The following is a 12,694-nucleotide window of genomic DNA, read 5'->3' as shown; positions in this document are numbered from 1 at the left end:
ACGACAAAAAAACTAAAAAGAGGATTAAAGATCAGTGATGGCTGCCAGAACAGTATTATTGAAGTAATCCACATACATATTTTTAAATGGCTTCTGGTGATCTAGCTCTACGGATAAATGCACCGTAACTGTCTGATAAATCGGATCAACGCAGAGGAAAGGACCTGCCGCGCCCCAGTGTGAATAGGCTTCTGGAGAGAACAAATCTCCACCATCACGCTTCGAGCCGTTAATCGCCCATCCGTACCCCCAATACGCTTCTGGAAAAACCTCATCTCTATATTGTGAGGATACGCCTGGAATTTGGTTGCGGGTCATTTCTTTTACGGTTACCGGACTAAGAAATCGTACTCCGTTATATATCCCACCGTTAAGAAACATCTGGCCAAAGACAGCCAAATCCATAGCCGTCGAGTAAGCGCCGCCCCCCGCAGATACGGAATTCAAATTATACTCGCTGTCCACCCATTCCGCGCACGCTGCTTCTGGTGCACGTCTTACTACTTTGTCCCGCACGTCCATGGGTACACGATAATATGTATTTTCCATACCAAGCGGTTTAAAAATGGTTTCCTTTACGAATACATCATAAGCCTGTCCGCTAACGCGCCGGATGATTTCACCCAACAGCTCATAGCCATACCCGCAATAAGACATGACCGTACCAGGTTCGTTACTAAGCGGTGCATCATAACCTCCATATAAGTACTTGTGCTGATCTGGATCTTGATTAGGTTCGTGTGGAGGGTACTCTCCTTGTTCCTTTTTCAACTGTCCGTTCTGCCAAATCACCTCACCCTCCAGGCCAGAGGTATGTGTCAATAAGTGATGTACGCATACCTTAGTTTTGCCTTCACCTGTAAATTCGGGGATGTAATCGGAAACAGGTCTGTTTAGACCAATCTTCCCTTGTTCCATTAACATCATTATAGCGGTTGCCGTAAACAGTTTTGTTATGGAACACAGTGGATAAATAGCATCTACAGTTAATTCCGCTGCGCCTGGCTCTGGACCGAATTTCCCGTTCGCTTGATGGACGAGTAGCATCCCCTTTCTCGCAGCAACAATAACTTGTGCCGGTGTGATGTTGTCTTCAACCATTTGTGCAGCTGCTATACGTATGCGCTCTATACCGTAAGCCGACACACCCGCCTGTTCTAAAGAATGAAATAATAGTTCTTTCATGGGTAGCCCTCCTAAATAAATTTATTCAATACATATATAAATTATTATATAAATATGTTAAATAATCCTGCTTACTTACTATTTACCTGTGACTCCATGGTTAATGAGCTATTCTTAATAAAAGAAAAACGCTAATCTCGGTTATCTCCCGAAAATTAGCGTTTTATTTTAACCTCATCCACTTCTTCACTAAGTGACCGCTACCTTAAAAGCATCGACATTTAATGCCGTCCCATTGATGGTTAATGTGGCGTTGTAATAACCGCGATCACCACTCGGCTTACATTTATAATCACCCGAACATCCGCACACAAAGAATTTTGTATTTGTATAACCTGGATATATATTAGTAAGCTTTCGATAAAACAAATGTCCATGATGTGTGAAAATAGCTAGCACCTTATCCCTCACTTTCGTAGGAATAGCTGCAAAAAACTTAGCAGTCTCCGCCGCGCTTAATACATGGCTAGGATCGACCGTGATCCCGCTCACTTTTAAAGGCCAATGAAAATCAATAATATAAAAATGCTGATCATCTAAATTTTTCAATATATTTATACTTCCCGGAGTGAACTGCCCCATAGCACAATTAAGCCACACGTACTTCACCATACCTTGTGTCCCCGGAAAATTCATTTGCCCTTCCACTGCACCTAAATATTGCGTGAACAAGGACTGTGTACTAGCCTCCCAATTCCCTATAGATGCTTTATAAGGGATGCTCCCCAGCGTGCTTGTTACCGTATCTTTAAAATCCTTGTAGTAAGCATTTGCATTATTTCCATGATTCGCTCCCGCTTGCGTGTTATCTCCTCCAAAAATAACAAATCTCTTATTCCCGCTGCTTACTGCCTTTGGCAAAAGATTCTTAAAAATGCTAGCGCTATTCCCATATCCGACATGGCTGTCCCCAATAACCGCGAAGTTAATAGTCTGGGCTGTTGCTTTAGGAATCAGATTAGATTTGGGTTTAGGTCTGGAGAAAAGCTTGCGCTTCTTGGCGGAGGCTAACTGCTTTTTCATCTTAATCACCTCTTTAAAATGGATAAAGAATACCTGGTAGTATGTATATTCGATCCAATATGCTTTCTCTTGGACAGACGAATCTTTTAAAAAGGTAAGATGTTATAATTAGTTCCACAGACGTCAATAATACAGTTCGATCCATAGCATTATAGTTTGAAAATATATTCAAGTAACGGAGGCCTTATTTTGAATAACGTTATCCCGGAATGGGCCGAATCTCATTTTCCTTTATATAGCGCTGGCAGCATTCAATCGATGTATGGGACCTCAAATCTACCAAGAGTTCAGATTCATGAGAATCTAACCGTATTACTGGCCGTTGCCGCTGGTAAAGGGAGCCTTGAGGTTAATAATCTGACTTATGAGCTTACGGAAGGAAGCGTAATCCTTCTCCCCGCTAATACTCATGCCTCTTTAATTACAAATCTCCAGCAGCCGCTTCATGCCTATAAGCTCACCATCTGGATTCAAGAGCAGACTCAGGCTATACCTGGCGGTGCGATGATACGAAAAAGCGAAATGGCTTCGAGTTCAAATATGCTGTTGTTTCCTTATGAGCCTACTATTGTATCCAGTGTCAAGGAATTGTATCTTCACCGACTGCCAGATCGAGAAACACGCCATGTACAGAATCAAATGCTTTTTCATCAGATTATTCTACAATTGCTCGAACAGCTGGAAGCCAGATATACAGTTAACGAGCAACCATCGATGGAACGGAGCATTTCTTACCTGGAGAATCACTTTAGCGAAAAAATAACACGTGAGCACTTGGCCGCCATTGCGGGTGTAAGCAGCTCGCATTATTCAACGCTGTTTAAGCAGGTGACAGGCTTCAGCCAGAGCGAATATCTGTCGCGGCTACGGGTTCATAGTGCCAAGGAGCTTTTGCTTAACGGTTCAGGCACACTTAGGGAAATTGCGCTAAAGGTAGGCTACAAGGATGAATTTTATCTCAGTCGTCGTTTTAAGCTGCAGACAGGCGCATCTCCGTCTGGTTACAGCCGAAGCTCTCTCCAGCGAGTTGCCGTAATGCTTACCCCTTATGCAAGCCATTTGCTGTTACTTGGCTTAGAACCTGCGGTTACCATCTCTGAAAGCAGTGAATATTTGAATCTTTCGGATCAGGAACCACCGCAGTCGATGAAGTTTATCAATACAAATAGCTCGGCTGAACAGATCAGATCGCTATTAATTGATGCCAACGTTGAACTGATTATTGCGGCCAAAGAACATCTGGAGGAATACGGATTGAAGGCCGGGCAGCTGCGAGCTGTAGCACCTATTATGGAGATCTCTTGGAACGAAATCGGCTGGAAAGATCAGCTACGCCTAATCGGCCGAGCCATTCAGCGGAGTGAACGGGCGGAGCAGTGGCTGAAGGATTTTGAACAAGAAGAGCTAGAAGCCCGAGAAATAGTACAGCACAGCACAGTAGCTAACGATATCATCACCATTCTGGTAATCAAGCCTGAGGAGCTACTCGTTTACGGAGCAAGGAATGTAGGTTATGTGATGTACCAATCCCTTGGACTTAGAGCACCGACCTTGATTGACAACGAGATAAAAAGATTGGGAGATCAGTTCCATTCGATTTCGATCGGGGTTTCAGATCTTGCAGATTATGCAGGAGACCGAATTTTAGTCATTGTATTTCCCGATGCCAAAGGCTCTACTGCGCATACTGAAGCGATCTTTCAATCCCCTTATTGGAGCCAGCTTCCCGCAGTGCAGCAGAAGAAAGTCCATATTCTTGATCTGGATGATTGGGTGCCTTATAACCCGGCTTCGATTCGCTTACAACTAGGACGAGCGGTAGCTTTATTCGGAGGCAAATAATAGTCCAAGTCTTTTTTCCAACAAAAAGGCATGGTTAGGCACATAAGTGATCCCTATAATGATTACAAATGCGAATGATTCTCATAATCACTCTAAGGCATAGGCTGAAGATTGATTTACACGGTTTGAATTGTTCAAAGTAACACTGTCATACAAAAAAGGGGAGAATTATTTAATGAGAAAGATATTTATTCCGTTTGTACTTATTATGGGGATTGCACTTAGTGCTTGTGGGGGAAATCAGGCGAAGAATGATGCTAGTCCTACAAACAGCCCATCTTCTACTCCTGCTGCGGAGTCAGAAAGTGCGACTTTTACGTATCAATCCGAAGATGGACCTGTTGAGGTTCCAACACATCCTCAGCGTGTTGTTGTACTCACTCGTTTTTTAACAGGTAATGTCATGGCACTGGGTGTACCTGTTGTGGGCGTAGATGAAATGTCTAAAACTAACCCACGCTTTGAAGAGCAACTAAAAGACGTAGAAGCGGTTAGCGATGAAAGTCTGGAGAAAATCATTGAACTGCAGCCGGATCTGATCATCGGACTCTCCGATATTAAGAATATCGATAAATTCAAGCAAATCGCACCAACCGTTACTTATACTTATAATAAAGTGGATTACTTAACCCAACAGCTGGAAGTCGGCAAATTGGTGAACAAAGAAAAAGAAGCTCAAGCTTGGGTCGATGATTTTAGTGCCCGCACCAAAAAAGCGGGTGAAGAAATCAGAGCGAAGATCGGTGATAATGCAACTGTCTCTGTTATTGAGACCTTTAATAAGCAATTGTATGTATACGGGTATAACTTTGGCCGCGGAACTGAACTCCTCTATGGGGACTTCAAGCTTGGCATGCCAGAAACAGTAAAAGAAAGCACCAAAACGGATGGATTCTTTGCTGTCTCGACAGAAGTGCTGAAGGATTATCTGGGCGATTACGTTATTTTCAGTAAAAATGCGGATGAAGATAATTCCTTCCAGAATACAGAAATCTACAAGAGCATCCCTGCCGTCAAAAACAATCGTGTTTTCGAGGCTGATGCAAAAGCATTCTATTTTAACGATCCGCTTAGCCTTGAGTACCAGTTGGAATTCTTTGAACAACAATTTCTTGGAAAATAAAGATAATGACTACGAAGCAAACTTCCATTCCATTTTTATATAAGCTGCTTGGTAGCGTGCTGGTAATGGTTATATGCCTCGTGATTGCTATGCTATTCGGGGCTAAAGAAACCACTTTCAATGATCTGTGGCTTGCCATCACCTCTAATTCAAAGGCAGACAATGTCCTTATTCTGCGTGAGATCCGGCTACCTCGCGAACTCGCCGCCATGCTGATCGGTGCTGCCTTTGCCGTATCCGGTGCTATCATGCAGGGGGTTACACGCAATCCATTAGCCGACCCAGGCCTGCTCGGTCTGACCTCGGGCGCGAATATGGCGCTGGCTCTTACCTTTGTATTTCTGCCGGGACTGAATTATTTTGGTACCATGATCGCTTGTTTTTTTGGCGCTGCCCTAGGAGCCGTGCTAGTGCTTGTTCTCGGTTCTGTGCGCCAAGGTGGCTTCTCTCCGATTCGAATCGTACTCGCCGGTGCAGCGGTATCTGCCTTTCTGTATGCTATTGCAAGTGGTGTAAGCATTGCCTTCAAAATATCCAAGGATGTATCCATGTGGACAGCGGGTGGATTGATCGGCACAACCTGGGGCCAGCTTCAGGCTATTGCACCTGTGATCATCATCGGCATCGTGGTGGCATTAATATTTTCAAACCAGTTAACCATTCTTAGCTTAAGTGACGAGGTAGCCATCGGATTAGGACAAAATCTTGCTGTGGTTAAAGGGATTCTATTCACTCTTATTATTCTGCTGACTGGAGCATCGGTCGCTCTAATTGGGGATATGGCTTTTGTAGGGCTGATGATTCCGCATATTGTCCGTAAGATTGTCGGTACCGATTACCGGTATATTTTGCCGATTTCGATCTTTACGGGTGCATCGTTCATGCTTCTCGCGGATACAATTGGACGGACAATCCATGCACCTTATGAGACGCCAGTGGTCGCCGTCGTAGCTATGCTTGGGCTACCTTTCTTCTTGTTTGTTGTTCGGAAAGGAGGTAAAACACTCTCATGATTTCCTCTGCACCCGTGCGAAAGCAACGAATTATCCTATGTGTATGCACCGGTTTGATTCTGCTAACAGCTATCGTCAGCATGGGAATCGGATACTCTTCCCTATCTTTTGACAGACTGCTTCCGGTTCTGTTCGGGCATGGAACCTTTAAAGAGGACTTTGTATTATTCTCTGTAAGATTGCCGCGGATTCTGATTACACTGCTGGCAGGCATGGCCTTGGCGTTATCCGGTTCCATTCTGCAAAGCGTTACACGAAACGATTTAGCCGACCCCGGTATTATTGGTATCAACTCTGGTGCGGGAGTGGCTGTCGCTGTTTTCTTTCTTTTTTTCCCGGTTAGCGTTGGATCATTCATTTATGCGCTGCCGCTGGTTGCTTTTATAGGGGCATTACTTACAGCTGCATTAATCTATCTATTTTCATATAGTCGGACTAAGGGGCTTGATCCTGTTCGATTGGTGCTCGTTGGGGTAGGGTTCTCCCTAGCGTTGTCTGGCGTTATGATCGTGATCATTTCGTCCGCGGATCGTGCCAAGGTAGATTTTATTGCAAAATGGATCGCAGGAAATATATGGGGTACAGATTGGCCATTCATTTGGGCTTTACTGCCTTGGTTGATCTTACTAGTTCCCTTTACCCTGTACAATTCACAGCGACTCAACCTGCTCAGCCTAAGTGAAGTCTCTGCCATTGGTGTGGGGCTGAATCTCGAACGTGAACGTATCGTTCTGATTCTCACGGCAGTTGCAGCTTCCGCCTCCGCGGTTTCTGTCACAGGCGGGATCGCCTTCATCGGACTGATGGCTCCACATATTGCCAAATCGCTAGTCGGCCCGCGTAATCAGATGTTTATTCCCGTCGCTGTATTGCTGGGCGGCTGGTTGCTTCTGATCGCGGACACCGTTGGTCGCAATCTTGTCGATCCTGACGGCATCCCGGCAGGGATTATGGTGTCGCTAATCGGCGTACCTTATTTCGCTTATTTATTGCTTAAGAAATAAGCAGTTCTATAAACAAAAAAGAGAACCTCGGCATAATTACCGAGGTTCTCTTTGCTGACCGCCTTTGTCCCGAGATTTCCACCTCGAAGAGCGGTATATAATCAAGAAATCTGGGGACAACAACGGCCGCAAGTCCAATGATTCACCGCAGTGAATACTGAGCTTTTTGTTCGCAAATTTAGTTCAGCCTATATATCACCTAAATCTTCATATCCTTACCCGTATAATCTACAAACATGAAATGACCTTCTGGTGTAGTACGCTTCTCGATCAGGTCAAGGATCCCCTCGGCACTTTGATTTGGATTTGTCGGTGCCTCTGCCCCGCCCATATCGGTTTGCATCCACCCCGGATGCACGCTGAGCACTTGAATCCCACGTTCTTTTACATAGACATGCAGCTGCTGTGTGAACATATTGAGCGCCGCTTTGGAAATGCCATAAGGATAGTCGTTCGGATAAGCATTGGTGATACTTCCTGCTTCCGACGATATATTGATGATCGAGCATTCGGGTTCCGTAAGTAGCGGCAGGAAATGCTTAACCACTCGTATCGGTCCATACAGATTAATATCCATCGTTGTAAGCATATCTTGGAAATCCAACGCTTCAATCGATGTATCCCGAGCGTTGAGTACCGCCGCATTATTAATAATGGCACCGAGGGTCCGTCCTTGTTCTTGTAGACTCGAAGCAAGTGCCGCGATTCCCGCCTCATCCGTCACGTCCAGCGCAGCGATGGTAAGCTTACCTCCATAGGTTTCAGCAAGCTTCGATAGCGCTGTTTGTTCCTGATCGGGCCGGCGAACCCCAGCAATAACTCCATAGCCCCGCTTCAGCGCTTCGGCCGCCAGTTCATAACCCAGTCCACGTCCAGCACCTGTAATGATAATATTCATAGTTATTCCTCCCCGCTATCCTTATCGTTCTCTAGCAGCTCCACAATTACTTTTAACTCCTTGAAAGTGTCCATATAAGCATAACGCCCCCCGGTATACTCACCCTTTTGCTGGAGTGGGAAGCCTTTGCCTTCTAGCAGCATTATCTTTTCTTTCATTCCTTCAACTAAAAAAGCAATATGATGAGGTCCCTCACCATGTTCATTCAAGTAATCCCGCCACGTACTCGGCTCATGATCCGGTTCTATCAATTCCAGCTGCAAAGAGCCCATATCAAAAAAAGCTAGCTTAGCCCGCGCCTGCGTAGCCACGCCATTATGCCGTGTCTGTGCAACATCTTCTGTATCTGTAACGATAATTTCCGGCTTTTTGAGTCCAAAAAACTCCGCATATGCCGTACTTACCTTCTCCACATCATTCACCAATATTCCAATCTGCGTAACAAAATGATTGCCTAGCAATCCTGACATGCGCATCAACCTCCTATTAGTCTGACAAGTCCACCATACCGATTCTTTGAAAGGGCTGTCAAGCCTGTGTTGAAATCATTCTGAGCAACGATAATTTCAAGTATGTTTGTTTCGCTTAATCACCAATCCGGTTATAGAATGAAAAGTTTACATTAACAAAAAGGGGTGAGGAACGATGGACCATAGAAAAAGATCACGCCTGATGCAGCAGTTTGTTTTTGTCGGGCCTACTTCCTTGTTTTTCTTTATGATTGTGCTGATTCCTTTCTTTTTAGGACTCTATTATTCTTTTACCAGTTGGAACGGAATCTCACGTGATGTGGAGTGGACCGGACTCCGGAATTATCTACATATCTTCACAAAGGACCCTTCCTTTCTTCATTCATTCTGGTTCACGGCGAAGTTCACTTTCTTCGGTCTGGTACTGACCAATCTGCTCGGCTTCGCACTCGCTTATGTGCTGACCCGCAAGCTATTCACGCGCAATGTCCTGAGAACGGTATTTTTTGTACCTCATGTTATCGGTGGACTTTTGCTCGGGTTCATTTGGCAGTTTATTTTTGTCAGAGGATTCTCCTCGATTGGACAGGCTACGAGCTGGTACTTCTTTAATCTTCCGTGGCTGGGCACCGGAGGGACAGCCTTCTGGGCGATTGTAATCGTATTTGTCTGGCAAAATGCAGGGTACCTAATGGTCATCTACATTTCTGCAATCAACAACGTTCCCAAAAGCCTGATTGAAGCCTCAAAAGTGGATGGTGCCGGACGCTTTCAGGCTTTACGCCATGTCACCATTCCGCTGGTTATGCCAGCTGTAACCGTTTGTCTGTTCCTTTCTATCTCTTGGTCGTTTAAGCTGTTCGACCTTAACCTGTCGCTGACCAAGGGTGGTCCCTTCAAAGCTACTGAATCTGTAGCGTTGAATATTTACAATGAGGCCTACACTATTAGCCGATTCGGGATGGGCTCCGCAAAAGCGATGATTTTCTTCGTCATTGTGGCCGTAATCTCCCTGCTACAGGTTAGAGCAACCAAGAAAAGAGAGGTGGAGCTGTAATGGAGACTACCGCCAAGAAATTCAATGTGCCATTGCTTCTCGTCGAAGTAATTGTGATCCTGCTAGGCCTTCTATTCCTAATACCGTTTTACTTTCTGCTAGCTAACTCGGTTAAAAGCTATAGTGAGATTCTTTCGGATTCCGCTGCGCTGCCCTCTGTATTCCAGTGGAGCAACTACGCCGAAGCTTGGAAAGCTATCAATTTTCCTCGTGCCTTTATGAACTCTTTTATTATCACGGTGATTAGTAATATTCTGCTAGCGTTCCTCTGCTCTATGTGCGCTTACAAAATGGTCCGCAATAACAGCTTATATAACCGCATACTTTATATTGCTTTAGTGGCCGCTATGGTTATTCCGTTTCAGGCGATCATGATCCCGCTGGTGCAAGTTGTTAGCGGTCTGGGCGTCATGGATTCAACCGCAGGTTTGATTTTAGCGTATCTTGGATTTGGCGCCCCGATGACTGTGTTTCTATTCCATGGCTTCGTCAAATCGGTACCTCTTGATATTGAGGAGGCTTCGAGAGTAGACGGCAACAGTCCTTATGGTACCTTTTTCCGGATTGTGCTTCCGCTCATGCAGCCGATTATTGTCACTGTCATTATTCTGAATACCCTGTGGATCTGGAACGATTACCTGATGCCTTCGCTTATTCTGCAGGACCCGGTGCTTCGCACCATTCCCATCGCCACTTATAGCTTCTTCGGACAATATACGAAGCAATGGGATTTGGCACTTCCGGGACTTGTGCTCGGGATTACGCCCGTGGTCATCTTTTTCCTAGCGATGCAAAAATATATTATTGAAGGCATTGCCCAAGGCTCCGTAAAGGGCTAACGATACATGTTATTTTCAGCCAGAGAGGATGAATGAATATGAGAACCAAACGTGGAATCCTCCTCGCATGCTCCCTGCTGCTGGCTGCCCTGACAGCCGGCTGCGGACGTGGCAGTGACAATGCGAATGGAGTTAAAACCGTGCATATCTACCAGTTCAAGGTTGAAATATCTGAAGCGCTAGCTTCGCTTAAGACTGAATTTGAAAAGGAACACCCCGATATTAAGCTGGAGGTGCAAAGCGTGGGTGGCGGGACCGATTATGGTGCCTCCCTACGCGCCAAGTTCTCATCAGGAGATGAACCGGATATCTTCACCATTGGCGGCAACAATGAACGTGATATGTGGATGGAATATCTGGAGGATTTAAGCGGTGAAGCTTGGGCCAAGGATGTTAAGCCCCTAGCAGCAGAACAAATGACCGCAGATGGCAAGCTCTATGGCATGCCGATGAATCTCGAAGGATACGGCTTCATCTATAATAAGGACCTGTTTAAGAAAGCAGGCATCACCGAGAAACCCTTAACTCTAACCGCTCTGCGCGAAGCCTCCGAGAAGTTAAAGGCAGCAGGCATCACACCTTTTGCAAATGGATATCAGGAATGGTTCGTGCTCGGCAATCATAATGTGAACGTAGCTTTCGCCCAGCAGCCAGATCCCGAAGCATTTATCGCCGGGCTTACGGACGGCACCAAAACTTTCGCCGGAGACCCGGTTTTCTCCAAATGGATCGAACTGCTGGACCTTACTGTAGAGTATGGCAACAAGAATCCACTCTCGACCGATTATAATACCCAAGTCACAATGGTAGCGAGCGGAGAAGCCGCGATGATGCAGCAGGGCAACTGGACACAAGGACAGATCGACGGCATCGATCCTAATCTAAATCTGGGTATCCTACCGATGCCCATTGACGATACCCCCGAAGACAATGACAAGCTGTATGTAGGCGTGCCAAGCAATTGGGTGATCAATAAAAACTCCCCCGTTAAGGAGGAAGCCAAGGTCTTCCTGGATTGGCTGGTCACCTCCGAGACCGGGAAAAAGTATATCACTAAGGAATTCCAGTTCATCCCTGCGCTCGACAGCATTAAGGGCACCGAAGAAGATCTTGGAGCGCTGGGCGCCGAGGTGCTGGCTTATACCGATAAGAAACAAGCTCTGACCTGGAACTGGACCCGTCTGCCGAACGGGATGCCGCAGGAATTATCCAGCAGCATCCAAGGGTATCTCGGTGGCAAGCTGACCAAAGAAGGCATGCTGAAGGAATTCCAAGTCAACTGGGATAATCTCAGTGTGCAGTGAGTTACCTGCTCTGTACACGATCGTAAAGAAAAAGCCGCGCAGCGATGCACGGCTTTTTCTTTACGATCATATTCATTTGACTAGTTCGCACGCAGCATACTAATTTGTCTGGCAAGATACACTGGTGTATAGGGCATGTCATCTCGAAGCCAAGAAATAACCGTGCCAATTAGGGCTGCTGAACCGTACCAAACAGCAATGTCCTTCTGTATGGGCATCTTGGAATGCTCAGCAGCACCCTCCTTTTTCTCCTGGTGTGCAGAGATGATTTCCGCCATCAAGTTGAACAGACGGTCTGTAAAAATAGGGCTTCTTTTCGATGTGAGTATCACTTTATAGAATTTGGCATTTTCCGCAATATGCTTAAGCAGACTCTCTAGTATCCTCAAATTCTCTTCTTCAACCGATTCGTGATCGTTGTCATCGTTGTTGACCACTTGTAAAATGTCCTCCACCATTTCATCCGCCATCTTTTCCAACATATCCGGGAGATCCCGATAATGCAGATAAAAAGTAACACGATTGATTTTAGCCCGCTCTGCAATACGGTTTACTGATATTTTCTCAATATCCATTTCCTCAAGCAATTCAATCACAGCATCTCTAAGCAATTGACGTGTACGAAGTACCCGGGGATCTGTACGTTGCGTTGTGTTATTCATCTTACTCTCTCCAATCTTTAACTTTCATATCGTAAACTACAATTTTTAAATAATTGTTGTTTTTTAATGAGAAAACACTACAAATTTAAAACGAATGTAAACTATTTTACATTTTTTCGCAAATCGTTGCTTGATTACATGAAAATTTCATTTATAATCTAATTCATGCATTGTAAACTATACAACACACTGTAAATTTAGTCCATGATCAACGATTTGAAAGGATGGAGTGGAGTGAGTACAAAGACAGAAGTAACAAGCAGTTCCGTAAAAA

12 protein-coding genes are annotated in these 12,694 nt (G+C 45.2%); 7 read left to right on the top strand and 5 right to left on the bottom strand.

The window, feature by feature from the left end; all coding sequences use genetic code 11:
* Window positions 1–24: 24 nt before the first annotated feature.
* Together MKY99_RS07330 and MKY99_RS07325 are read right to left on the bottom strand one after the other, a co-directional pair.
* Window positions 25–1,185, bottom strand: coding sequence for a serine hydrolase domain-containing protein (locus MKY99_RS07330; RefSeq protein ID WP_339269619.1), 1,161 nt, complete (start codon window positions 1,183–1,185; stop codon window positions 25–27).
* A 189-nt stretch (window positions 1,186–1,374) separates the two neighbouring features.
* Window positions 1,375–2,208 (bottom strand): metallophosphoesterase, encoded by an 834-nt coding sequence (locus MKY99_RS07325; protein ID WP_339269617.1) that lies wholly within the window; start codon window positions 2,206–2,208, stop codon window positions 1,375–1,377.
* A gap of 189 nt (window positions 2,209–2,397) precedes the next feature.
* Between MKY99_RS07325 and MKY99_RS07320 the strand changes: the two genes are divergently transcribed.
* The 4 genes from MKY99_RS07320 (at window position 2,398) to MKY99_RS07305 (ending at window position 7,190) form a co-directional block, all read left to right on the top strand.
* On the top strand, window positions 2,398–4,050 hold the full coding sequence (locus tag MKY99_RS07320) for a helix-turn-helix domain-containing protein (RefSeq protein WP_339269615.1): 1,653 nt from the start codon (window positions 2,398–2,400) through the stop codon (window positions 4,048–4,050).
* Window positions 4,051–4,225: 175 nt separating this feature from the next.
* Complete coding sequence (locus tag MKY99_RS07315; RefSeq protein ID WP_042185910.1) at window positions 4,226–5,173, top strand: iron-hydroxamate ABC transporter substrate-binding protein; 948 nt, start codon at window positions 4,226–4,228, stop codon at window positions 5,171–5,173.
* Between the two features lie 5 nt (window positions 5,174–5,178).
* Complete coding sequence (locus MKY99_RS07310) at window positions 5,179–6,186, top strand: iron ABC transporter permease (protein ID WP_076284343.1); 1,008 nt, start codon at window positions 5,179–5,181, stop codon at window positions 6,184–6,186.
* Window positions 6,183–7,190 carry an iron ABC transporter permease gene (locus tag MKY99_RS07305; RefSeq protein WP_339269611.1) on the top strand — a complete coding sequence of 336 codons (1,008 nt, stop codon included), beginning with the start codon at window positions 6,183–6,185 and terminating at the stop codon, window positions 7,188–7,190. The genes MKY99_RS07310 and MKY99_RS07305 overlap by 4 nt, the downstream gene beginning before the upstream one ends.
* A 199-nt stretch (window positions 7,191–7,389) precedes the next feature.
* Here the strand turns inward: MKY99_RS07305 and MKY99_RS07300 are convergent, their stop codons facing one another.
* Together MKY99_RS07300 and MKY99_RS07295 are read right to left on the bottom strand one after the other, a co-directional pair.
* Window positions 7,390–8,088: an SDR family oxidoreductase gene (locus MKY99_RS07300; RefSeq protein WP_339269609.1), complete on the bottom strand. Its 699-nt coding sequence runs from the start codon at window positions 8,086–8,088 to the stop codon at window positions 7,390–7,392.
* A gap of 2 nt (window positions 8,089–8,090) precedes the next feature.
* Window positions 8,091–8,558 (bottom strand): VOC family protein, encoded by a 468-nt coding sequence (locus tag MKY99_RS07295; protein WP_339269607.1) that lies wholly within the window; start codon window positions 8,556–8,558, stop codon window positions 8,091–8,093.
* A gap of 175 nt (window positions 8,559–8,733) precedes the next feature.
* Here MKY99_RS07295 and MKY99_RS07290 point away from each other — a divergent pair, with 175 nt between their 5' ends.
* From MKY99_RS07290 to MKY99_RS07280, 3 genes are read left to right on the top strand one after another with little or no spacing between them, the layout of a single operon-like run.
* Entirely contained in the window at window positions 8,734–9,615 is an 882-nt protein-coding gene (locus MKY99_RS07290; RefSeq protein WP_339269605.1) for a sugar ABC transporter permease, read from the top strand.
* A complete protein-coding gene (locus MKY99_RS07285; RefSeq protein WP_339269603.1) occupies window positions 9,615–10,454 on the top strand; it encodes a carbohydrate ABC transporter permease in 840 nt (279 codons plus the stop codon). Before MKY99_RS07290 ends, MKY99_RS07285 begins: the two co-directional genes overlap by 1 nt.
* 38 nt (window positions 10,455–10,492) lie before the next feature.
* Window positions 10,493–11,758: an ABC transporter substrate-binding protein gene (locus MKY99_RS07280; RefSeq protein ID WP_339269600.1), complete on the top strand. Its 1,266-nt coding sequence runs from the start codon at window positions 10,493–10,495 to the stop codon at window positions 11,756–11,758.
* Between the two features lie 80 nt (window positions 11,759–11,838).
* Here the strand turns inward: MKY99_RS07280 and MKY99_RS07275 are convergent, their stop codons facing one another.
* Window positions 11,839–12,420 (bottom strand): TetR/AcrR family transcriptional regulator, encoded by a 582-nt coding sequence (locus MKY99_RS07275; protein WP_042185894.1) that lies wholly within the window; start codon window positions 12,418–12,420, stop codon window positions 11,839–11,841.
* Window positions 12,421–12,694 lie beyond the last annotated feature (274 nt).

Origin of the sequence: Paenibacillus sp. FSL R5-0470 (assembly GCF_037975205.1) — a bacterium.
Taxonomy (GTDB): domain Bacteria; phylum Bacillota; class Bacilli; order Paenibacillales; family Paenibacillaceae; genus Paenibacillus_AQ.
Note: the sequence above shows the minus strand (reverse complement) of the source record. Positions and strands in the feature narration are given on the sequence as shown.